The sequence below is a fragment of the Rheinheimera sp. MM224 genome (genome assembly GCF_947090785.1).
Lineage (GTDB): Bacteria > Pseudomonadota > Gammaproteobacteria > Enterobacterales > Alteromonadaceae > Pararheinheimera.
In genome coordinates this window covers 2,302,288-2,324,390 of record NZ_OX352320.1, presented here as the reverse complement: position 1 = coordinate 2,324,390, position 22,103 = coordinate 2,302,288, and the positions used below count along the sequence as shown (strand labels likewise).

Annotated in this window: 17 protein-coding genes and 6 tRNA genes; 10 read left to right on the top strand and 13 right to left on the bottom strand. The window is 46.1% G+C overall.

Annotated elements, in window-relative coordinates:
- Window positions 1-17: 17 nt before the first annotated feature.
- The 3 genes from OM978_RS10945 to OM978_RS10935 all read right to left on the bottom strand — a co-directional run bounded on the left by OM978_RS10945 (window position 18) and on the right by OM978_RS10935 (window position 2,294).
- A complete protein-coding gene (locus OM978_RS10945) occupies window positions 18-437 on the bottom strand; it encodes a hypothetical protein (RefSeq protein ID WP_264342178.1) in 420 nt (139 codons plus the stop codon).
- A gap of 181 nt (window positions 438-618) precedes the next feature.
- Entirely contained in the window at window positions 619-1,545 is a 927-nt protein-coding gene (locus tag OM978_RS10940; RefSeq protein WP_264342176.1) for an electron transfer flavoprotein subunit alpha/FixB family protein, read from the bottom strand.
- A complete protein-coding gene (locus OM978_RS10935; RefSeq protein ID WP_264342175.1) occupies window positions 1,545-2,294 on the bottom strand; it encodes an electron transfer flavoprotein subunit beta/FixA family protein in 750 nt (249 codons plus the stop codon). Before OM978_RS10935 ends, OM978_RS10940 begins: the two co-directional genes overlap by 1 nt.
- Window positions 2,295-2,525: 231 nt before the next feature.
- Between OM978_RS10935 and OM978_RS10930 the strand changes: the two genes are divergently transcribed.
- The 3 genes from OM978_RS10930 (at window position 2,526) to OM978_RS10920 (ending at window position 7,525) form a co-directional block, all read left to right on the top strand.
- The gene (locus OM978_RS10930; protein ID WP_264346937.1) at window positions 2,526-4,154 is read left to right on the top strand and encodes an electron transfer flavoprotein-ubiquinone oxidoreductase; all 1,629 of its coding nucleotides are present in this window, start codon (window positions 2,526-2,528) and stop codon (window positions 4,152-4,154) included.
- Window positions 4,155-4,522: 368 nt separating this feature from the next.
- Window positions 4,523-6,619: a hypothetical protein gene (locus tag OM978_RS10925; protein WP_264346936.1), complete on the top strand. Its 2,097-nt coding sequence runs from the start codon at window positions 4,523-4,525 to the stop codon at window positions 6,617-6,619.
- A gap of 78 nt (window positions 6,620-6,697) precedes the next feature.
- Complete coding sequence (locus OM978_RS10920; RefSeq protein ID WP_264346902.1) at window positions 6,698-7,525, top strand: 5'-nucleotidase, lipoprotein e(P4) family; 828 nt, start codon at window positions 6,698-6,700, stop codon at window positions 7,523-7,525.
- A 57-nt stretch (window positions 7,526-7,582) separates the two neighbouring features.
- Here the strand turns inward: OM978_RS10920 and OM978_RS10915 are convergent, their stop codons facing one another.
- On the bottom strand, window positions 7,583-8,545 hold the full coding sequence (locus tag OM978_RS10915; protein WP_264346901.1) for an aldo/keto reductase: 963 nt from the start codon (window positions 8,543-8,545) through the stop codon (window positions 7,583-7,585).
- 156 nt (window positions 8,546-8,701) lie between these two features.
- Between OM978_RS10915 and OM978_RS10910 the strand changes: the two genes are divergently transcribed.
- The 6 genes from OM978_RS10910 (at window position 8,702) to OM978_RS10885 (ending at window position 16,616) form a co-directional block, all read left to right on the top strand.
- Window positions 8,702-9,478 (top strand): pseudouridine synthase, encoded by a 777-nt coding sequence (locus OM978_RS10910; RefSeq protein WP_264346900.1) that lies wholly within the window; start codon window positions 8,702-8,704, stop codon window positions 9,476-9,478.
- Window positions 9,478-11,271 (top strand): sensor histidine kinase, encoded by a 1,794-nt coding sequence (locus tag OM978_RS10905; RefSeq protein WP_264346899.1) that lies wholly within the window; start codon window positions 9,478-9,480, stop codon window positions 11,269-11,271. The genes OM978_RS10910 and OM978_RS10905 overlap by 1 nt, the downstream gene beginning before the upstream one ends.
- Window positions 11,272-12,654 (top strand): sigma-54-dependent transcriptional regulator, encoded by a 1,383-nt coding sequence (locus OM978_RS10900; protein ID WP_264346898.1) that lies wholly within the window; start codon window positions 11,272-11,274, stop codon window positions 12,652-12,654.
- A 197-nt stretch (window positions 12,655-12,851) separates the two neighbouring features.
- Window positions 12,852-14,204 (top strand): dicarboxylate/amino acid:cation symporter, encoded by a 1,353-nt coding sequence (locus OM978_RS10895; protein ID WP_264346897.1) that lies wholly within the window; start codon window positions 12,852-12,854, stop codon window positions 14,202-14,204.
- Window positions 14,197-15,153, top strand: coding sequence for a porin (locus OM978_RS10890; RefSeq protein WP_264346896.1), 957 nt, complete (start codon window positions 14,197-14,199; stop codon window positions 15,151-15,153). Before OM978_RS10895 ends, OM978_RS10890 begins: the two co-directional genes overlap by 8 nt.
- A 131-nt stretch (window positions 15,154-15,284) precedes the next feature.
- Window positions 15,285-16,616: an SLC13 family permease gene (locus OM978_RS10885; protein ID WP_413691204.1), complete on the top strand. Its 1,332-nt coding sequence runs from the start codon at window positions 15,285-15,287 to the stop codon at window positions 16,614-16,616.
- Window positions 16,617-16,749: 133 nt separating this feature from the next.
- Here OM978_RS10885 and OM978_RS10880 read toward each other — a convergent pair.
- From OM978_RS10880 to OM978_RS10840, 9 genes are all read right to left on the bottom strand, one after another.
- Window positions 16,750-16,825, bottom strand: a tRNA-Gly gene (locus OM978_RS10880).
- Between the two features lie 45 nt (window positions 16,826-16,870).
- Window positions 16,871-16,946, bottom strand: a tRNA-Gly gene (locus tag OM978_RS10875).
- A 77-nt stretch (window positions 16,947-17,023) separates the two neighbouring features.
- Window positions 17,024-17,110 (bottom strand) — tRNA-Leu (locus OM978_RS10870).
- A 57-nt stretch (window positions 17,111-17,167) separates the two neighbouring features.
- Window positions 17,168-17,241: transfer RNA gene (locus OM978_RS10865), tRNA-Cys, on the bottom strand.
- Window positions 17,242-17,256: 15 nt separating this feature from the next.
- Window positions 17,257-17,332, bottom strand: a tRNA-Gly gene (locus OM978_RS10860).
- A gap of 133 nt (window positions 17,333-17,465) precedes the next feature.
- Window positions 17,466-18,008, bottom strand: coding sequence for a CDP-diacylglycerol--glycerol-3-phosphate 3-phosphatidyltransferase (gene pgsA, locus OM978_RS10855; RefSeq protein WP_264346894.1), 543 nt, complete (start codon window positions 18,006-18,008; stop codon window positions 17,466-17,468).
- Window positions 18,009-18,038: 30 nt separating this feature from the next.
- Complete coding sequence (gene uvrC, locus OM978_RS10850) at window positions 18,039-19,859, bottom strand: excinuclease ABC subunit UvrC (protein WP_264346893.1); 1,821 nt, start codon at window positions 19,857-19,859, stop codon at window positions 18,039-18,041.
- An 18-nt stretch (window positions 19,860-19,877) separates the two neighbouring features.
- Window positions 19,878-20,522 carry a UvrY/SirA/GacA family response regulator transcription factor gene (gene uvrY / locus OM978_RS10845; RefSeq protein WP_233007100.1) on the bottom strand — a complete coding sequence of 215 codons (645 nt, stop codon included), beginning with the start codon at window positions 20,520-20,522 and terminating at the stop codon, window positions 19,878-19,880.
- A 206-nt stretch (window positions 20,523-20,728) separates the two neighbouring features.
- A tRNA-Ser gene (locus OM978_RS10840) sits at window positions 20,729-20,819 on the bottom strand.
- A gap of 233 nt (window positions 20,820-21,052) precedes the next feature.
- On the opposite strand from OM978_RS10840, the gene ansA reads away from it, so the two are divergent.
- Window positions 21,053-22,066, top strand: a complete 1,014-nt coding sequence (ansA, locus tag OM978_RS10835; protein ID WP_127022729.1) for an asparaginase — start codon at window positions 21,053-21,055, stop codon at window positions 22,064-22,066.
- The last annotated feature ends 37 nt before the right edge of the window (window positions 22,067-22,103 follow it).

Here is a 22,103-nt window from a genome sequence, read left to right as displayed (position 1 = left end):
TCTCTGCATTAAGTCTGTCAGCGGGTCGCGTTACCCAGAGCGCATTTATTTTCAATGCAAGCACTGACCGGAGGCATCAGCATCTGACAAGTGGACATTAAGCCAAGCTTTTCATTTTGCTGCTTTTTTAGCTTCTGGTAACGATCGTTGGTGTAGCTTAACATTTTTTCATCTGTATGCAGTGTTGAGTACAGCAAATACTGGTCCGGTCCACCACAAGGGCGTGCGCCAACACCTATGACTTTACATTGATTATCTTGTTGGCATTCTTTGTTTTCGGTCAGTCGTTCCAGCCGTAACTGCAATTGGCGGGTATCAAGTTGCAGTTGCGCTAAAGGACCATCCAATTGCGTTGCCAAATTGTCTTTATCTGCTGGTACAGTCGCACAACCTGTTAATGACAACACAAGCAAACTCAGAGTTAACGTTTTTTTCATTTTTTATCTCCTGAACAGCTTGCTCACCCAAATGGCGAAAAGCCTTGCGACAGCGCATTAGTGGCCTATCTTAGAGATCGAATTCAAAGCGGACAAGAGAGTTACAGCAGAAATTTGTAAGCAATTTATTAACTTGAGTAAAGAGGGCCAAAGCAGGCCCTCTTTAGAGTGAAGGTAAAAGTTAAATCTTAGCTTCCAACTCAGGCAAAATAGCAAACAAATCGCCGACCAGACCGTAATCCGCCACCTGGAAAATAGGCGCTTCCGGGTCTTTGTTGATAGCTACTATCACTTTAGAGTCTTTCATACCGGCCAAATGCTGAATAGCACCGGAAATACCCACAGCTATATACAAATCTGGCGCAACAATTTTACCTGTCTGGCCTACCTGCATATCGTTTGGCACGAAACCCGCGTCCACCGCAGCACGTGACGCACCAATAGCCGCATTTAGCTTGTCAGCAATACCGTTTAATAGCGCGAAGTTTTCGCCATTTTGCATACCACGGCCACCAGAGATGATGACCTTAGCTGCCGTCAGTTCAGGACGCTCTGATTTCGTCAGCTCTTCACTGACAAAACTCGATACGCCAGCATCTTTACTGACACTGATACTTTCAATAGCTGCGTTGTTGCCTGTATCCACAGCATCAAAAGCTGCAGAGCGCACGGTCAGCACTTTAATAGCATCGCTGCTTTTTACAGTTGCTATCGCATTACCAGCGTACACAGGACGCACAAAGGTATCGGCACTTTCAATGGCTATGACATCTGAAATTTGTGCGACGTCTAATAAAGCGGCGACCCGGGGTAGAAAGTTTTTACCGTTAGTCGTCGCGCTGGCTACTACATGCTGATAATCCTTCGCCAGTTCTGTTACCAGCAAACTGATATTTTCAGCCAGTTGGTGCTGATAAGCTGCTGCATCCGCATGCAATACCTTGCTCACACCCGCCAAAGTGGCAGCTTCTGCTGCGGCAGCTGCAGAGTTAAAACCTGCCACTAACAAATGGATATCGCCGCCAATTTGGCTGGCTGCTTTTACTGCTTTATGAGTATCAGCCTTCAGGCTCTGATTGTTGTGTTCTGCAATAACTAAAATGGCCATCAGATCACCTTCGCTTCTTGTTTTAATTTGGCAACTAACTCATCCACAGAGCTGACAACTACACCAGCTTTGCGACTTGCAGGGGCTGTTACTTTGACGGTAGTCACGTTAGAACTTAAGTTCACACCGTAGCTGTCGGCCGCTTTCACATCCAAAGGTTTTTTCTTAGCCTTCATAATGTTAGGCAGTGACGCATAACGTGGCTCGTTTAAGCGCAAGTCTGTCGATACTACTGCAGGTAAGCTCAATTCCACTTGCTGTAAACCGCCGTCTATTTCGCGGGTTACTTTTACTTTGCCATCGGCCACTACGACTTTCGACGCAAAAGTGCCCTGACCCATACCAGTTAATGCAGCCAGCATCTGGCCTGTCTGGTTGTTATCTGAGTCTATGGCTTGTTTACCTAAAATCACCAATTGCGGCTGCTCGTCAGCCACAACTTTGCTTAATAATTTTGCCACTTGCAGCGAATCTAAACTCAATTCGGTATCAATCTGCAATGCACGATCGGCGCCTAAGGCTAAAGCGGTACGCAGTTGCTCCTGCACTGCAGCTGGACCAATAGAAACCACCACCACTTCTGTTGCAATGCCAGCTTCTTTTAAACGCACCGCTTCTTCTACCGCAATTTCACAAAACGGATTTAATGCCATTTTTACGTTAGCTAAATCCACACCGCTTTGATCGGCCTTTACCCGTACTTTGACGTTGTAATCTATGACCCGCTTGACCGGTACTAAAATCTTCATAAAAACCCCATTCGGCCGCTATACTCAGCACTAAGTTGACGTTAAGGTAAAGCTGATTCTTTCCAGGTCATCAATCTACTTACTGTTGACGTTAACGTCAACCTGAAATACCCTAGCAAACAGCAGAAGTTATGAATTTTATGTCAAGATAATCATCCATCAGCAGAACAAGGCAAAAAGCCAGACAAAAAAGATGGATAAGTTGAGGTTGTTGTGGTTGAACGTGAGTCGATGGAATTTGATGTAGTGATAGTTGGTGCGGGCCCTGCGGGCTTATCAACAGCTATCCGCTTAGCTCAACAGGCCAAAACAGCGGGCACTGAAATAAGCTTATGTGTTGTCGAAAAAGGCTCTGAAGTTGGCGCCCATATTTTATCCGGCGCTGTATTTGAACCCCGCGCTTTGAATGAATTATTCCCTGACTGGCAAAAAATGCAGGCCCCCGTGACCGCTTCGGTTACGCATGACCATATTTATCTGTTAAAAAATGAAACCGACTCTCAAAAACTGCCTAATTTTCTGGTTCCAAAAACCATGCACAATGAAGGCAACTACATTGTGTCTATCGGCAACTTATGCCGCTGGTTAGCAACTCAGGCCGAACAACTGGGTGTAGAAATTTTCCCTGGTTTTACTGCTGCAGAGTTACTGATTGAAGATGACATAGTCAAAGGTGTGATTACGGGTGAAATGGGCGTTGCCCATGATGGCAGTCAGAAAGACAGCTATGTCCCTGCTATGGAGCTTCGTGGTAAATACACTGTCTTTGCTGAAGGCTGCCGTGGCCATTTAGGTAAAGAGCTGATTGCACGTTTTGAGCTGGATAAAGACTGTTCTCCTCAACATTATGCACTGGGTTTTAAAGAAATCTGGGATGTGCCGGCAGAGCAGCATCAACAAGGCTTAGTGGTGCACAGCGCTGGCTGGCCATTGCAACAAGATACCAGCGGTGGCGGTTATTTGTATCACGCCGAAAGCCAGCAGATTGTGGTCGGTTTAATCGTTGATTTGAACTACAGCAATCCACATCTGAGTCCTTTTGAAGAGTTTCAACGTTACAAACAGCATCCTGTCATTAAACAGTACCTGCAAGGCGGAAAACGTGTATCTTATGGCGCACGCGCTATTGCTAAAGGTGGCCTGAATAGCTTGCCTAAAATGACCTTCCCTGGTGGTGTTTTGGTCGGTTGCGATGCGGGCACACTGAACTTTGCCAAAATTAAAGGCAACCATACCGCGATGAAATCCGGCATGCTGGCTGCTGAAACTATTTTTGCGGCGTTGCAGCACGACAAAACCGGTGCTGATCTCACTGAATTTGCTGAGCATTTCAAGCAAAGCTGGTTATTTGATGAGTTGTTCAGAAGCCGCAACTTTGGCCCTGCTATGCATAAATTTGGTTCATTCTGGGGTGGCGCTTTTAATACACTGGATCAGAATATCTTCGCCGGTAAACTGCCCTTCACGTTAAAAGATAACACTGTTGATCATTTGACGTTAAGAACAGCGGCCGAAGCGCCAAAAATTCCGTATGCCAAACCAGACAATCAATTGAGCTTTGACCGTTTGTCGTCGGTGTATTTATCCAACACCAATCATGAAGAAGATCAGCCTTGCCATTTAAAACTGGCTGACGCTTCTATTCCTGTGGCTGTGAACTTAGCTTTGTATGATGAACCTGCACAGCGTTATTGCCCGGCAGGTGTCTACGAGATAGTTGAGGAAAATAATCAGCCACGGCTGCAAATTAATGCGCAGAACTGTATTCATTGTAAAACCTGCGATATCAAAGACCCACGCCAGAACATCACCTGGGTGACACCTGAAGGTGCTGGCGGTCCAAACTATCCGAATATGTAGGGCCAAATATGTAACGGTCAGGGGGATGGGATCAGAGGCAAAAAACTAAAATCGACAGCTTCTGATCCCATTTATTTTTGCGCAATTGCGGACTTTTTCAGTTTTATTTTCCTGATTATCAAAAAGTTCAATTCTCTTCGATGATTTTGCTGTACTGTTATTGATGCCAATTGTAATAATAGACAGCTAAGTCTATGTTTATGACTTGAATAAATAGCAGCTAAGAACAATAAAAATAGCCCGGAAGGTCATCCATGAGTACAAAAGTGATAAAAAGCAGCGCCGGTAAAGATGATGTCAATTTAACAGTGCGTCCATTTTCTGCGACTGAAACTGAAGCTGACCTGAATTTTGGTTCAGGCCGCTACATGTATTTCACTGAACGCGATCTGAGTCGGATTTTGTCCAATCTGGATGCTTTACGAAACAGTGTCTTCCCTATTCCGGCTTCAGAGGTCGAAGACTCCAACAGACGTCAGCAACAATTTCCTTCGGTCTGTTTAATAGGTTTAGGCCGATGTGGCTCTAACATAGCGCTGGACGTGGCTTCTCTTGTATATAACGCCCGCAGTTTCTATATGAACGAATTTAATATTGAAGAACGTCAGCAAAAAGAAACCGAATACCGCCCTGTGCGTTGGATTAAAAAAGGTTTAAACCTGGATAAATCGCATCAGGTAAAACCTGTGTTCCTGATTGAACCTTTGGTGATGCTGGGGGATTTGGATAAAGACATTGAAGGCCGTATTCGTTTCTCCCACAAAGGTGAGAAATCTAACTTTCTGCAAGACTACAACAAAATGAAAATCATGGACTTGTCCGAAGTCCATGCCGGTGGTGCAGGTAACGCTCCGATTCTGGGTCAGTATTTAGCAAAAATCATTCTGAACAAAGATACGCAGAAGTTTTCCAATCCGGATTGGAAATTCATTCACTCTTACCTGATTGACTCCTGTGGCATCAAAGCCAACCAATCTCGTTTGTATTTCTATATTTTCAGCGCCGGTGGTGGTACAGGTTCTGGTATGGCCTCAGAATTCGGCCTGGCTCAGCAATACGCTTATATGGCCAAAACCTTCGACACCAGACCAGAAATGGAAAATGAAGCCAACGCTGGTCACTCTTTTGTATTTGAACCTATATTCACCAGCGGTATCTGTATTCTGCCGAATATTACCGACCATGGCGTGGAGATGTCAGAAGCTCTGCATATCAACTCAGGTCGTTTGTTATGTAAGTATCTGGCTGAAGAATGGGATTTCTCTTACAACCTGGAAAATGAAGACAGCGACGAATCCAGTGTGATGCACCGCATCCGTCCGTGGAACGCGATGATGCTGATTTCTAACGACATTATGCGGTATGCCGAAGAAACCGATGATGGTGAAATTCAGCATATTGATGTGAATGCGATGGAAAAATATGCCAACCAGTATATTTCTCAGCAGATTTTCAACATCCTAACAGCTCAGGCTGTGACCACAGATTACGACGAAAACTATTTCCGCCGTGCCGGTATCGACATTGGTGAAACCATACGTTTAGACGCCAACGACTTGTTTATGAGTCTGGCAGGCCCCGTTGCCGTCGCTTATGCTGAATCTGTGATCCCAAGCACTCCTGCAGCTGTGGATAAACTGAAACTATTTGATAAAAACAGTAACAGTGGTTTGAACATTGACGATCTGTTTTTCCGCTCAATTGACCTGCCCCACTTTAACAAAGTGACACAGGCCATTGAAGGCATCAGTTTATTACCTATAGAGTCTGGTCGTTACCGTGAAGCTTTAGCTTCTTATGTGAAAAGCGGCTACGATCCAAAAGATTTAAAAGACCTGCATTTCTTTAAGAACTGTTCGTCAGTCGTCTCTATTATTTCGTTGCCAAAAGACTACAAACTGTCTTACATGGATTTAAATCGCCTGAAGAGCCATTTAAACACCTTGTTCCCAAACACCACCTTAAAGCGCTATGCACTGGTGATTGGCGCTTCAGCGAATATCTCGCTGACCACATTGATTGTAAAAAGTCCGTGTTTAAGTGACGACTTCCTGACGCTGATTGTGTCTTTTATCAAACGTTGTTTCGCCAAAGACGACTATCGCTTTAATGATTCGTTGGACAAAGCCATGCTGGACTTTATCCGTGATGAACACTTCGATGAAGAGCGTTTGGACGGCATGCTGCATGAGTTTGAAAATCCAGCAAAAATTCTCGATACCAATTGGTATGCGATCAAACCAATGTACGAGAAAAAATACCGTGAGCTGATCCGTAATAAAGACAAGTTTGTCTCTATTAATGACATTCGTTTATCCCGCGACAGTGTGAAAAAGTCCATTCATTATCTGCGTGAGATTTATCGTCATAAGATCAGTAAAACCAAGGTTATTTCACTGAATAACCTTTCAGACAAGCAGTCTGACAAAGCAGCAAAAGCTGATCCCGGTGCGGATAAAGCCTAAGCATAAGGCCTCCGCAGTGCGGGGGCTTTTTTTATTTGAACCTTTTCATCTGCAAATTTTTTATTCACGGAGCCTCGAATGAAACTATCCATTTCCTTACTGCTGGGCGGCCTGATGCTGTCCTCTTTTGCTTGCTACGCTGATGCGCACGACAATATGAACGCCACCTTGTGGTATCAAACCTCAGCCGAATTTAAAGCCAGTGCCATTCAGACGTATCAGACCGCTGCATTGCAGTTGCCTCATGCTATAGCTGATAAAAACTGGACAGCGCTGCCACAGCAAAACTCTGCCTATCAGCAGCTCCCTATGGCCATTATTGTTGATATAGACGAGACTATTCTGGATAACTCACCCACAGCTGCCCAAGGCGTTTTATTGAATCTGGGTTATGATCCAAAACGTTGGGATCAATGGGTTGCCATGGCCGCAGCCAAAGCAGTACCAGGCGCTGTCTCTTTTGTGAATAAAGCCGAAGCTGCTGGTGTGAAGGTGCTATATATCAGTAATCGTGAGTGTGAAAAGCGAGTTGGCTCCAATGACAGCTGCCCACAAAAAACCGATACGCTGCGTAACTTAAAAGCCGTAGGTATAGCAAAAATTGACGCCTCGCAAATCTGGTTAAAGTCAGAACAAAAAGGCTGGAGCAGCGAAAAAGAAAGCCGCCGACTGCTTGCTGCCAAAGATTTCCGTATTTTAATGTCGATTGGTGATGACTTTGGCGATTTCCTGCCGGACGTGAAGAAAAATATTACGCCTGAACAACGATCAGCCTTGGTGGACAAGTACCAGGACTATTGGGGCGCAAAATGGTTTGTATTGGCCAACCCGACTTACGGTTCCTGGCAGACTATTTTAAAGCAGCCAAACAGCCAGTATTTGCAGTCTGTGCCAGAAACTAAGTAGTGGTTTCTGGTTCCAATTTAAAAGGGCCTGATGGCCCTTTTTTTCATCACGAAGAGATTAAGGTAAAGCCTTACCTCTGGCAGCAACATAAAGCGCATACCAGTGTTCACGACTTAAGTTGACGGTTAAGGCTTTCTGGCAAGCGACAATACGAGCTGGCGAGGTTGTGCCTATCACAGGCTGAATACCTGCGGGGTGTTTCAGCAAAAATGCCAGAGCTATAGCTTCAGGACTGGTTTGATAATCCGCTGCTAACGAAGCAACTAATGCAGCTGTCGCCTGCTGGGCGGCAGTTTCAGGAGTTCGGCCACCAGTAAACAGACCTTGCGCCAGGCTGCCCCAGGCTTGCAGTTGCACTTTGTGTAACTGACAGTATTCGACTGTGCCGTAACTGTAATGATGAGCAGCCCCATCCGGCATAGCCGTCAGTACGTTTTGCTCCAGCCAGTTTAAGTCGTTCAGGCTCATTTGCAGCTGATTCGCCACCAAAGGATCGGGCAATACAGACTGCAGCAACTGCATTTGTGGCCAACCAAAATTGGAGACACCAAAAGCCTTCACTTTACCTTGTTGTTTCAGCTCTGCGAAAGCTTCGGCCACTTCGTCAATCAACATCAGTTGATCCGGTCTGTGCAGCAACAAAATATCTAAATAGTCGGTTTGCAGTCGTTTTAGCGACTGGTGCACAGATTCAACAATATAACTTTTACTAAAATCATAACGCCCAACTCCGGTTGCATCGGCAAAGCGGATGGCACATTTACTTTGTAGTATCAGCTTTTCACGTAAGCCGGAATGAGCAGCAAGATACTCACCAAACACAGCTTCTGCTTTACCGCGAGTGTAAATATCCGCATGATCAAAAAAGCGAATATTGGCTTCCAGAGCCGCATCTATAGCGGTAAAAGATAAATCACGTTGTTCTTTACTGGTGGTGGGTTGATCCCAACTGCCACCCAATCCCATGCAACCATAAACTAAGGCATCGGCTTTGGGGAAATAATGCTGAATAGGTAACATCAGTGGTCCCTTCTAAATAGTGAGCAGCAAGTTTACCTGATCTGGTCGCCTTGCCAAGACCCCGCCAGTTTTCTGCTCTAAAATAAACACCAGCCTTGCCCCTGATGCATTGTGCACCTAAACTATCGTCCTTTTTCAACTGCCGGGTGTCATGCTGTGGACCAAACTACATTGTTTCGTTTAAATAAATTTATTAGTGACACAGGTTTTTGTTCACGCCGTGAAGCAGATAAGCTGATTGAACAAGGTCTGGTGACTGTGAACGGTCAAGTGGGCACGCTAGGTACCAAAGTCTCAGAACAGGATCAGGTGCTGGTGCAAGGCATGCCGCTGAAAGCCAAACCGCGCCGGGTTTATCTGGCCTACCATAAAGCTGTGGGTATTACCTGCACTACTGAGCTGGATGTCAAAGGCAATATCATAGACGCCATGGGCTATCCTGAACGTATTTTTCCTATAGGTCGTCTGGATAAAGAGTCTGAAGGCCTGATATTTTTGACCAACGACGGCGACATAGTTAATAAAATTCTGCGTGCTGGCAACGAGCATGAAAAAGAATATGTGGTTACGGTCGACAAGCCTATTACAGAGCAGTTTCTGCGCAAGATGGCCTCTGGTGTGCCTATCCTTGAGACCATTACTTTGCCTTGTCAGGTTAAACAAATTTCCCGCCAAACCTTTAATATCATTTTGACACAGGGCCTGAACCGTCAAATTCGCCGTATGACGGAGTTTTTAGGCTTTAACGTCACTAAATTAAAGCGGATTCGCATTATGAATGTGCGCCTGGCTGAGTTAAAAGCCGGTCAGTACCGTGAACTAACTCAGTCTGAAATGGCGGAGTTGGAGTCTAAACTATTAAGTTCCAGTAAAACGGAAGAAGCTTCGGTTTTGGCAGCACCAAAAGCCAACACAACTCAAAGACACAGCTAATGAGTAAACAGCTGCGCTGGTTCCTGCTGCTTTGTGGTTATCTGCTGGTATTGCTACTGGCAGCCTCTGCTGCTCAGCATTGGAACTATCGCCAGCTTGCAGTCAAAGCTCAGCATCAAAGTGACAACCTCGCTGCATTTATTCGTTATGAAATAGGCCGCTACGCTGACTTACCAAAGCAGATCGCGAATTCAGGCTTGCTGCAGTCGTTATTACAAGAGCTGCCGGATAGTGCAGATCAGCTGAATCAATATTTATTTCAATTGCAACGAAGTGCCGATGTCGCTGATTTATATCTGGTGAATCCATCAGGCATAGTCATAGCCAGCTCCAATGCCAACGGAAGAATTTATTATCTGGGCCGTGATTTTGGTTTCAGGCCTTATGTCCAGGATGCGTTGGCTGGTCAGGATGCGCAATATTACGCTTTGGGCCATACCAGTGAACGCCGGGGTTATTACTACAGCGTGCCTGTTCGTATCAAAGGACAGATCCAGGCTGTGATGGTAGCCAAAGTGGATTTGGAGCCCATAGAGCAGCATCAGCAACAAATCGCAGGTTTAGCGGACAGCCATTTTATGGTGACGGGGCAAAGCGATGAGGTGTTTTTGTCTGATGTGCCACAGTGGCGTTTAACCAGCTTGACCGGCAAGCCTCTAAGTGCATCAGAGCAACAACGTTACATCACTCAGGCGATAGAACCTATGCACTATGCAGTGGGTTCCGCCTTGCTTGCACCCGCTTACCCGCTGTGGCGTTTACCTATTGAAAATAAAATCCTGAGTTTTTTACCCTACCAGCGGACTTTGCCTGAATTTGGCTGGACCTTAACAGTATTGGCCTCTCCTGCCCCACAACAATCAGCATTGTGGTCAGCCTTGTTGCTGGTGACGTTAGTCTACAGCTCTGCCTTACTGGCGATTTGGGTGCGGCGCGAACGAAAAAAACGTCATCTACAGTTACTGCAACATAATCAGCAACTGGAACAAAGGGTGATAGCCCGTACTAAAGATTTGGCAGAAACCAACAGGCAGCTCATACGTCAGATTGAGCGACGTGAGCAAACTGAAACCGAGCTGGCCCAAACCGAACAGCATCTGGTACAAACGGCTAAACTCGCCACTATAGGCGCTTTGTCTGCTTCACTGAATCATGAATTAAATCAGCCGCTGACGGCGTTGCAAAGCTACGCTCAAACCACAGAAAAGCTGATCGACAAAGGTTATCTGGATGACGCCAAGACAAATATCCAGGCCATGCGGCAATTGATGCAACGCTTAAGTGTGATAGTGGCACAGTTTAAAGATTTCAGCCGTAAAAGCTCTGGCAAAAACCAGCTGGTGCAGGTTAATAAACTCGTGCTGGACGCGCTGGGTATAGTGAAACACCAGTGTCAGCAACAAGGCGTAAAAGTGCGACTGCAACTGCCTGAACAGTCCCCTTTGGTTCTGGCAGACAGCATTCAGCTGGAGCAAGTGCTGGTGAATATTCTGACCAATGGCGTGCAGGCCATGGCAGGACAAGCAGATGCAGCCTTTCATATTGCGGTCAGAACACAAGCACAACAGGTCAGCATTCATATCCGTGATCAGGGCCCTGGTATAGAGCCTCATCATTTAGAACGCATATTTGAGGCTTTTTTTAGCACCAAACAACGGGACGGTCTCGGTTTAGGCCTTTCCATCTCCCAACGTATAGTGCAATCTTTTGGTGGTCAGCTTGAGGTGCGTAACGCCCCACAAGGTGGAGCTGAGTTTATTATCGTGCTTTTGATAGCGACAACGGGGTCTTAAATGACAAACATAGAGCAGCAGCTTCCAGCTATTATTTTTATTGACGATGAAGCCGATATTCGAAGCGCAGTCGGTCAGCTGTTTAAACTGGAAGATTTGCCTTGTGTCACCACAGCCAACCCAGGTGAAGTCTTAAGTCGCATCAATACAAGATTCAGCGGCATCGTCATTACCGATATGCATATGCCTGCTTTAAACGGTCTGGAATTGCTGCAGAAAATTCATACCATTGACGCCGAAATCCCGGTCGTAATGCTGACAGGTTATGGCGCTGTATCCCTTGCGGTGAAAGCGATGCAACAAGGCGCCTATGATTTTCTGGAAAAACCCTTTGATAACGATCACCTGGTGGAGGTCAGCCGCCGTGCTTTGGAGAAACGTCATTTAGTACTGGAAAACCGTCAGTTAAAAGCAGCAGTCGAACGGGAACAGCAACCAGGTTTACGGATCTTAGGGCAAAGTCCGGCTATGCAGCAGCTGCGTCGCACTTTGGATGCGGTGATCAATGCTCCTGCTGACGTGCTGATTTATGGTGAAACCGGCACCGGAAAAGAACTGGTCGCGCGTTATCTGCATGAACAAAGCGACAGACGTCAACACAATTTTGTCGCCATCAACTGTGGTGCAATTCCGGATCAGTTGATTGAAAGTGAGCTGTTTGGTGCTGAAGCCGGTGCTTTTACCGGTGCGGATAAAAAGCGCATTGGCAAGTTTGAATTTGCCAACGGTGGAACTTTGCTGCTGGATGAAATAGAAAGTACGCCTCTGTCTTTGCAGGTCAAACTGCTACGGGTACTGGAAGAACGTAAAGTCACCCGCTTGGGTTCAAACCAGGCGATAGACCTTGATATAAGGGTGATAGCGGCCAGTAAAGCAGACTTAAAACAACTGGCAGCCACAGGCGAGTTTCGAAGCGACTTGTATTACCGCTTGTCTTTAGTGGATTTACACCTGCCAGCCTTACGTCAGCGCAAAGACGATGTGTTTCTATTATTTTCGCATTTTGCCCGCATAGCTGCGGCGCGTTTTCATAAAGAATATATTCCATTACAAAACGTAGAGTTGCAGCAATTAGCGCAGCACCAATGGCCTGGCAATGTGCGTGAGCTGCGGAATATGGCCGAGCGTTATGTGTTGATGGGTGCCGAAATTGCCTTTAGCCAACAGCCACATAAAGCTGAGCATGGCATCACAGGCAACATGAGTTTGCAACAGCGGGTTGAGTATTATGAAAAAATGCTGCTCGAAGAGGCGTTAAACCAGCACAAAGGCGCGATTAAAGCTGTGATGACAGAGCTGGATTTGCCCCGCAAGACCTTGTACGACAAAATGGCAAAATACCAGCTGACCCGCCGCGATTTTCTGGATAAAAACGAAGACTAATCAACACCTTGTGCGGATTTGGTGACAGAGCTTATTTTGCTTTGTGCGGAAATCCACACAAGCTTTTACTCCCTTTCAAAATAAAACACATAACTAACTGTATTTAAAAGATATTTTTGAGATCAAAAAGCTGGCTTCCTCTTTGCTATTGACTGTCTGACAGGGAGATTTTCTCCATAATCAGAGAGACAATAACAATGAAAAATAAAGCCATAAAGCTGTTATCCAGCCTTTATATCCAAGTGTTACTCGCCATCAGTATAGGTATCTTTTTAGGTCATTTTTACCCGGAGCTTGGCACCGCCATGCAGCCCCTGGGCACAGCTTTTATCAAGCTGATTAAAATGATTATCGCGCCCATTATCTTTTGTACCGTAGTGGTGGGTATAGCAGGTATGGAGGACATGAAAAAAGTCGGGAAAACAGGTGGTTACGCCCTACTCTATTTTGAAATTGTCTCTACCATAGCTCTGGTTATAGGGTTAGTGGTTATTAATGTCGTCAAACCTGGTGTCGGCATGCATATAGACCCAGCCAGTCTGGACCAGCAATCCATCAGTAAATACACAGCTCCTGATCAGATGCAAAGCACCACAGACTTTTTACTGAATGTGATCCCAAGCAGCGTATTTGATGCCTTTGCCCGTGGCGACATGCTGCAAGTACTGTTTTTTTCTATTTTGTTTGGTTTTGCATTGCAGCGTTTAGGCGGGCGACAGAATCTGATTTTTGGTTATGTCGAAAAAAGCTCCGAAGTATTATTCGCCATAGTGCATATGCTGATGAAAGTCGCCCCAATTGGTGCTTTTGGCGCTATGGCCTTTACCATAGGTAAATATGGCATTGCGACTTTATGGTCTTTAGCCGGCTTAATGGCAACTTTTTACCTGACCTGTTTAGTCTTTATTTTCGTCGTGCTGGGCTCTATTTGCCGCTACCACGGCTTTTCGATCACCAAATTTATCCGCTATATCAAAGAAGAATTACTGATTGTATTAGGTACTTCATCCTCCGAATCTGTGCTGCCACGCATGATGGCCAAACTGGAGAAACTCGGCGCGACCAAATCCACTGTAGGTTTAGTGATCCCAACAGGTTATTCCTTTAACCTCGACGGCACTGCGATTTATCTGACCATGGCCGCTGTATTTATCGCTCAGGCTACAGATACTCCTATGGATTTAACCCAGCAACTGACTCTGCTTGCAGTGTTATTAGTGACCTCGAAAGGCGCAGCTGGCGTGACTGGCAGTGGTTTTATTGTATTAGCTGCCACTTTAGCTTCGGTAGGCTCGATGCCTGTAGCTGGTATAGCTTTGATTTTAGGCATAGACAGATTTATGTCTGAAGCGCGGGCTTTAACCAACTTAATTGGTAACGGTGTGGCGACTTTAGTAGTGTCAAAATGGTGTGGTGAACTGGACACAGCACAGCTGGACAGAGAGCTTGCCCAAGGCGCAACGCCGTCACAAAACTCCCTGTCACAAAATACGACTGCAGCGACAACGCCAGCTACAACTGCTGCAACAGTGGAGGTGCAACATGGTTAAGTCGTATTTATCCGCCGCCATTTGTACCACTCTTGCTTTTAGCCCTGCTGCCAGCGCTTTTGAATGGGATTGGTACGGTAAACTTGAATTACAGGCTCTGGATGTCGACAAAGGCCTGTATCGTTATGCCGATGAGGGTCGCCAGATTGAGGCGCCGTTCTCACGCTTAGGTGTCAAAGCCAAACATCAGTTGACCGATGGGCTGGCTGTTATCGCAGTCTATGAGTGGCAAGTTAACGGTCTGGATGATGCCAACAGGGACCACAAACTGGGTTCCCGTAATACCTATATTGGTGTTGCCGGCACTTATGGCGAACTGGTGTTTGGTAAAAACGACACCAAGTTTAAAAAGTCTGAAGGCAAAATCGATTTGTTTAACGAAACAGTGGCCGATATTGCTCAAATTACACCGGGTCAGGATAGGTTAGAAAATACAGTTGGTTACCAGTCACCAATGATTGAAGGCTTTAACTTTTCTGCCACCTATCAGACGGGAGCCAGCGACGAGGTTGCCGGTGGTTATGATTGGGTGCTGGGATATGGCGATCCTGCATTAAAAAAATATCCGCTTTATCTGGCCTATGGCCGTACGGACGAGCTGAATAATATCACAGCGGAACGTTTGTTAGCCCAAATGCCATTGTGGCAACTGGATGGCGCTACTCTTGCTGCAGGCTTGATGTATCAACACAGTGAACATGTGGTACGAAACATCGAAGGCGACGCCTGGCTTGCTCAATTGAGCTATCAGCGCGGCGACTTTACTTATAAATGGCAGTGGCAGAAAGATGACAGTCAAACCCGTCATAGTGAGAATGCCCGGCTAAACAATCTGGGTGTAGATTATCTATGGCGAAACAATTTGACGGCTTACCTGCTTCTGTCCAAACTCAATTTCGAAACCGATAAAGATCATGCGGCCGCTTTAGGCCTGAAGTTTTACTTCTGATCACGCCGGAGCTTAGCTCCGGTTTCTTTTAGTAAGGATTTTATATGTCACCTCTAACCAGCCGCTTACTTTTGCTTTGTGGACCGCTTTTATTACTCTTAACGATCATTCTGTCGCCGCCTGCTGCTCAAATGAGTCAAGCCGCTTGGATGGTCACAGGCTTAATGGCCTGGATGGTACTTTGGTGGATCACCGAAATCGTACCTATCCCTGTCACCTCTTTGCTGCCTATGATTTTTATTCCTCTGCTGGGTATAGATAAACTCGATGCTGCGACATCCCCTTATGCTCATCCGTTGATCTTTTTATTTTTCGGCGGTTTTTTTCTGTCTATCGCGATGGAAAAAACTAATTTACACAGGAGAATTGCGCTAAAAGCACTGTCCCTGGTGGGGACTTCTCCAGGCCTGCAAATCGCGGCCTTGATGGGCGTGACGGCATTTTTATCCATGTGGATGTCAAATACCGCCACAGCGGTAATGATGCTGCCCATCGGCTTATCTATTATTGCTATGGCAAATGCATCTACTCAAGACCAGTTTGGTAAAGCTGTCTTATTGGGGATTGCCTACAGCGCTAGTATTGGTGGTATAGCCACTCTTATTGGCACTCCACCCAATGCGTTATTAGCTGCTTATATGTCGAAAAGTTATGGTATCCAGATCAGCTTTGCTGACTGGATGATTTTGGGGGTTCCACTTGCCCTCACCATGCTGATTGTTTGTTGGTTATGGCTGACCAAATTTCATTTTCGTATGCCCGCAAATGACTCAGGCCAAAATGACACACCAACTCAGTTAAAAGCACTGGGCCTGATGTCTCGTTCACAAAAATTGGTGCTGATGGTATTTGCGCTGGCTGCATTCAGCTGGATCAGTCAGCAATGGCTGGTCAAATGGACTGGGCTGCCAATCAGCGACACCGTAATTGCGCTTTGCGCAGCCGCATTATTGTTCTTATTGCCGGGAGAAAAAGGCTCTGGCACAGCGCTGTTGGAATGGAAAGACAGTCAGAACGTGCCTTGGGGCGTTTTATTACTGTTTGGTGGTGGTTTGAGTATGGCGGATCAGATCCAAAAAACCGGTGTGGCTGAACTCTTAGCGCAACAACTGCAGTTATTGGATGGTGTGCCACCTATCCTGCTGCTAGTGGCCGTCACCAGTCTGATTATCTTCCTGACGGAAGTTACCAGCAATACCGCAACAGCCGCAGCCTTCCTGCCGCTATTAGGCCCTGTTGCTGTCTCTATGGAATTGTCACCACTGTATTTGGTGGTACCAGCTGCATTAGCTGCCAGCTTTGCCTTTATGCTGCCAGTGGCGACGCCGCCAAACGCTATAGTCTTTGCCTCAGGTAAGTTACAGATTAAAGATATGGTCAGAGCCGGCTTGGTGCTGAATCTGGTCGGTATAGTGGCTATAAGCCTGTTTAGTCTGTGGTTAGGGCCACAGTTAATAAGTTAAGCGCTCGACTAAGCGCAATAAGAAGCGGCTTTACGCCGCTTTTTTTATCACCACTCTGAATCCAAATAGCGGAGAGTATTTCTTCATCTCCTGAAACGAAAAAAGCAGCCTAAAGGCTGCTTTTTTCTGAATTTGGAGCGGGCAACGAGGCTCGAACTCGTGACCTCGACCTTGGCAAGGTCGCGCTCTACCAACACAACTATGCCCGCTTAGGCGACATTTCTTGCTTAGGTGCATTGAGAGAGATTTGAATTTGGAGCGGGCAACGAGGCTCGAACTCGTGACCTCGACCTTGGCAAGGTCGCGCTCTACCAACTGAGCTATGCCCGCTTAGGCATTCTGTATAGTAAAACCTGATTTGGTAAGTCAGGTTATTTTTGTACCATTTCAACATAAGAATGTTGAGATGGTGCCCGGGGCCGGACTTGAACCGGCACGCCCTTTCGAGCGAGGGATTTTAAATCCCTTGTGTCTACCGATTTCACCACCCGGGCAAACACTTTTCAATTTTGTATTACAGCCAACAGCATCTAACCAAGTACAACGTTAAATGGAGGCGGGTCCCGGAGTCGAACCGAGGTGGACGGATTTGCAATCCGCTGCATGGCCATTCTGCCAACCCGCCATCTGGCGTACGACTTGGAGCGGGCAACGAGGCTCGAACTCGTGACCTCGACCTTGGCAAGGTCGCGCTCTACCAACTGAGCTATGCCCGCTTTTTACTGGCCATTCGCCGTAACACGAGACGCATTCTACTGGTTTATGCTTTTACGTCAACCACAAATTTATGCTTTTAAATTCGTTTGCTCAAAAAGTAGCTTCACTGCTGTTTTTGCAAACTTTTTCCGCTTATTTACTCAGCGCTGGCCAGGATGCTTTCAGATAAACCAACATAGACCAGACAGTCAATAAAGTGGCGATATACAGCAATGCCATACTTAAATCGGTTAGCCAGCCCACAGGTTGCCAAATTAAGCCAATCAAAGCTAACATCTGCGCTGCTGTTTTGTATTTGCCTACTTCTGATACCGCAACCTGAGCGCGTTGGCCTACTCCAGCCATCCATTCACGTAAGGCTGAAATTAAAATCTCGCGGCTGATCATAATAAAAGCCGGAATAGTCACCCACAGCGTTTGCATATCCACAGCAATCAGTACCAATGCTGCTGCTACCATCAGTTTGTCTGCGACCGGGTCTAAAAAAGCACCAAAAGGCGTCATCAGCTGCATCTTACGGGCTAAATAACCATCTAACATGTCAGTGATAGCGGCAAACCAAAAGGCGAAAGCGGCTAAAAAACGGGCGTGTTCCAGTTCAGAGTAGAAGCAGAATAAACAAACCGGGATCAAACACAATCGGAACAGAGTCAACAGATTTGGAATATTCCACATAACACTACTTCTCAAAGTCGGCACAAATTTTTAGTTATTGTGACATGCCTGGTAAATCTTTTCGGCCTGTTGCCTGGAAATTCCCGGTACTGTCGCGAGTTCGTCCACAGAAGCCTGCATCACGCCATGCAAACCTCCGAGGTATTGTAACAAAGCTTGTCGGCGTTTCTCACCTACTCCGTCGATATTTTCTAAAGGGCTTTTAATAATGGCTTTACCGCGTTTATTGCGATGGCCGGTGATAGCAAAACGGTGTGCTTCGTCACGAATTTGCTGAATTAAATGCAAAGCTGGTGATTCTGAAGCAAGAGAAAAGCCTGCCGGGTTATCAGGTAAAATTAAAGTTTCAAGGCCAGGTTTACGACTGGTGCCTTTGGCAACACCCACCAATAGCGGTCTTTTCGCAAAAGGCCAGTCACTGAAAAAGTTAATGGCCTGAGTTAACTGTCCCTGGCCACCGTCTATTAAAATCAAATCCGGGATCCGACTTTCATCGGTGAGCTTGCCATACCTTTTGTTCAGCGCGAATAACATGGCCGCATAATCATCGCCTGGCGTAATGCCTTCGACATTAAAACGCCGGTATTCGCTTTTGTTCGGCCCCTGTCCATCAAATACGACACAAGATGCAATAGTCGACTGCCCCATGGTATGGCTGATATCAAAACATTCCATCCGCTCCAAAAGTTCAAGCTTAAGTGTCTGTTTCAGCTCACGGTAACGCACTGCCACCTGCTCTTTAACGGACAACTTAGTGGCAGCAGCCAGCTGGGCATTTTTTTGCGCTAAGGCTAAATAACGCGCTTTTTCGCCGCGTTTAGCATAGACAAAACTAACTTTACGCTGCGCTAATTCACCAATAGCCTGAGCCAGTTGTTCGTCATCAGCCACCTGCTCGCTGAGTACCAGTTCTTTTGGCACCATTTGACCACCGGCACCACTTAAATAAAACTGAGCTAAAAAGGATGGTAAAATCTCTTCAGGTTCAGAACCTGCCGGCACTTTAGGGAAAAAGTTCTTACTGCCCAGTACCTTGTGATCACGAATAAAAAGCACATGAATACAGGCCACACCGTGCGACCACTCCAGAGCTATCACATCCATCTCTTCGTGATCACCACTGACGTATTGCTGTTCCTGTACCTTGCGCAAGCTGACGATTTGATCACGAAACTGAGCCGCTTTTTCAAAGGCCATCTCGCTACTGGCTTTTTCCATTTGCTGCACCAGTTGTTCGATCAACTGCTGGCTTTTACCGGATAAAAATAGCGAGGTATTTTTCACTTCAGCTGCATAATCTTCATCAGATATTTTGCCAACACAAGGCGCTGAACAGAGTTTTAATTGGTATTGCAAACAAGGCCGGGTCCGGGCCCGGTAAAAACCGTCTTCACACTGGCGGATAGGAAATACTTTTTGCAGCAACTTTAAACTTTCCCACACAGCGCCTGCGCTTGGATAAGGACCAAAATACTGGCCCTCCACTTTACGAGGTCCACGGTGCGAACTGATGCGTGGGTGTTTATGGTTGGTGATTAAAATAAATGGATAAGACTTATCGTCTCTAAGCAGAATATTGTATTTCGGCAAATACTGCTTAATCAGGTTGTTTTCTAAAATCAACGCTTCAGTTTCACTTTGTGTGACGGTTAATTCCACGCTGCGAATATGGCTGACCAAAGCGCGGGTTTTGCTACCTGAAACATTCTGGCGGAAATAACTGGATAAGCGTTTCTTCAGATCTTTGGCTTTACCGACATAAATGACGGTTTCTTTTTGATCCAGCATACGATACACGCCCGGCATGTGGGGCGCGGTTTTCAGGAAGCTTTTGGCGTCAAACATCGGCATTAAACATCATGGAGGCAGTTATAACTTCGCAATGTCGATCATGCCGTGGCGCAAAGCTAAGTGAGTCAACTCGACATCGCCGCTGATATCCAGTTTTTCAAACATACGATAGCGGTAGGAATTGACCGTTTTAGCACTGACATTCAACTGCTCCGCTATGTCGTTGACCTTCTGACCACGGGTGATCATCAACATAATCTGCATTTCACGGTCGGATAATTCTTCAAATGGATTCTGGTTACTGCTGGTGACACGGCTCATCGCCATCTTTTGTGCGACTTCACCAGAGATATAACGCTCGCCTGCATGCACTTTGCGTATAGCACTGACCATTTCTGATGGAGCAGCATTTTTCGAAATAAAACCTGCAGCACCGAGTTGCATCACTTTGGTAGGAACAGGCTCTTCACAGGAGACAGATAACGCCAGAACTTTAATCTCAGGACAATAATGCAATATACGTTTGGTCGCTGTCATACCACCCATACCAGGCATATTCATATCCATCAACACCACATCTGGTGTCTGGGCGCGACAAAATTGGATGGCCGCTTCACCGGAAATAGCTTCACCTATGACCTTGATGCCACGTTCGTCCATTAGTATACGACTGATGCCGGTACGAACCAGCTCGTGATCATCCACCAATAACACATTAATCAATTTGATCTCTCCGGGGCCAAGGTCAACTACACCAGTCTAGCTGGATTCTGTCTGAGCATAAAGCAGAGACAGGATAAAGCTCAAGCACTTCATCAACGAATGCGATAAGTAACACAAATTTGTTGGGGATAACACAGAAAAAACTTATAAACCAATAAGATAGGAAAATTGCAGGCATAAAAAAACCACCTTGATGGTGGTTTTAATGGCGGAGGGGGAGAGATTCGAACTCTCGGAAGGCTATTAACCTTCGCCGGTTTTCAAGACCGGTGCATTAAACCGCTCTGCCACCCCTCCGCGTTGGACGTCATATTAGGGGCGTCGCCTTTTTTTGTAAAGTGCTTTTCTATCGCTTTTATTCCGTTTGCTCAGCATTTGTGCAAAGTGATTACTTTTTGCTAATTTTCTTCGCTCTTCCAGGCAAAAAATAGTGAAATAACTGTATGACTACAGATTAAACCGAACAAAACCTGACAGCCCTGTTGCTGTTGATTACAATAGCCACACAACAGATCAGGATCTTCTCTGTCATGAATAAAAAACGAATTTATGTCGCCTACACAGGCGGAACTATAGGTATGCAGCAATCCAGTAATGGTTTTGTGCCTGTGCCAGGCTTTTTATCCGATACCGTTAAAAGTATGCCAGAGTTTTACCGCTCAGAAATGCCGGAATTTGATATTCACGAATACCATCCGGTGATTGACTCCTCCGATATGACCCCAGCGCACTGGCTGGAAATCGCCACTGACATTCAAAGTCATTATGCCGACTACGATGGTTTTGTTGTACTGCATGGCACTGATACCATGGCTTACACTGCCTCTGCTTTGTCATTTATGCTGGAAGATTTAGCCAAGCCCGTTATTGTGACCGGCTCACAAATTCCATTGGCGCAATTACGCTCTGACGGCCAGGTGAATTTACTCAATGCTCTCTATTTAGCGGCTTATTATCCTATCGCTGAAGTGGCGTTATTTTTTAATAATAAACTTTTTCGTGGAAACCGGGCGACAAAGGCTGATGCAGATGGCTTTGATGCTTTTGCATCTCCGAACTTTTCACCGCTGATTGAAGCTGGTATTCATATCAATTTAATCTCAGGTCATCTGGCCTCGACTGCCGTAACCAAAGCCTTAAAAATTGCGCAAATCACACCTCAGCCTATTAGTGTCGTGACGCTGTATCCTGGTATCAGCGCTGAAGTGATTAAAAATATGGCGGCCGCCCCTATCAAGGCGCTGATCATTAAATCCTATGGTGTAGGCAACGCACCACAGCAACCGGAGCTGTTGGAAGCTCTGACTGAAGCTTCTAAGCGCGGCACTATTATTGTCAACTGTACCCAATGTTTTAAAGGCAAAGTGAATATGGGGGGATATGCCACAGGCAATGCCCTGCGAGCTTGTGGTGTGATCAGTGGTTACGATATGACACTGGAAGCCACCTTAACCAAACTACATTATTTACTCAGCCAACCTTTAAGCACTGAACAAGTGCGGCTCTTTATGCAACAAAGTTTGCGTGGTGAGTTAACGCTTTAAAAGTACTGTATCGCGGATGTAAAAAAGCCAGCTTACG

Excerpts from the sequence above, each read along its gene's own strand:
- OM978_RS10945 (WP_264342178.1), bottom strand. The coding sequence starts at position 437 with ATGAAAAAAACGTTAACTCTGAGTTTGCTTGTGTTGTCATTAACAGGT.
- OM978_RS10940 (WP_264342176.1), bottom strand. The coding sequence starts at position 1,545 with ATGGCCATTTTAGTTATTGCAGAACACAACAATCAGAGCCTGAAGGCT.
- OM978_RS10935 (WP_264342175.1), bottom strand. The coding sequence starts at position 2,294 with ATGAAGATTTTAGTACCGGTCAAGCGGGTCATAGATTACAACGTCAAA.
- OM978_RS10930 (WP_264346937.1), top strand. The coding sequence starts at position 2,526 with ATGGAATTTGATGTAGTGATAGTTGGTGCGGGCCCTGCGGGCTTATCA.
- OM978_RS10925 (WP_264346936.1), top strand. The coding sequence starts at position 4,523 with ATGTATTTCACTGAACGCGATCTGAGTCGGATTTTGTCCAATCTGGAT.
- OM978_RS10920 (WP_264346902.1), top strand. The coding sequence starts at position 6,698 with ATGAAACTATCCATTTCCTTACTGCTGGGCGGCCTGATGCTGTCCTCT.
- OM978_RS10915 (WP_264346901.1), bottom strand. The coding sequence starts at position 8,545 with ATGTTACCTATTCAGCATTATTTCCCCAAAGCCGATGCCTTAGTTTAT.
- OM978_RS10905 (WP_264346899.1), top strand. The coding sequence starts at position 9,478 with ATGAGTAAACAGCTGCGCTGGTTCCTGCTGCTTTGTGGTTATCTGCTG.
- OM978_RS10900 (WP_264346898.1), top strand. The coding sequence starts at position 11,272 with ATGACAAACATAGAGCAGCAGCTTCCAGCTATTATTTTTATTGACGAT.
- OM978_RS10895 (WP_264346897.1), top strand. The coding sequence starts at position 12,852 with ATGAAAAATAAAGCCATAAAGCTGTTATCCAGCCTTTATATCCAAGTG.
- OM978_RS10890 (WP_264346896.1), top strand. The coding sequence starts at position 14,197 with ATGGTTAAGTCGTATTTATCCGCCGCCATTTGTACCACTCTTGCTTTT.
- OM978_RS10885 (WP_413691204.1), top strand. The coding sequence starts at position 15,285 with ATGAGTCAAGCCGCTTGGATGGTCACAGGCTTAATGGCCTGGATGGTA.
- pgsA (WP_264346894.1), bottom strand. The coding sequence starts at position 18,008 with ATGTGGAATATTCCAAATCTGTTGACTCTGTTCCGATTGTGTTTGATC.
- uvrC (WP_264346893.1), bottom strand. The coding sequence starts at position 19,859 with ATGCCGATGTTTGACGCCAAAAGCTTCCTGAAAACCGCGCCCCACATG.
- ansA (WP_127022729.1), top strand. The coding sequence starts at position 21,053 with ATGAATAAAAAACGAATTTATGTCGCCTACACAGGCGGAACTATAGGT.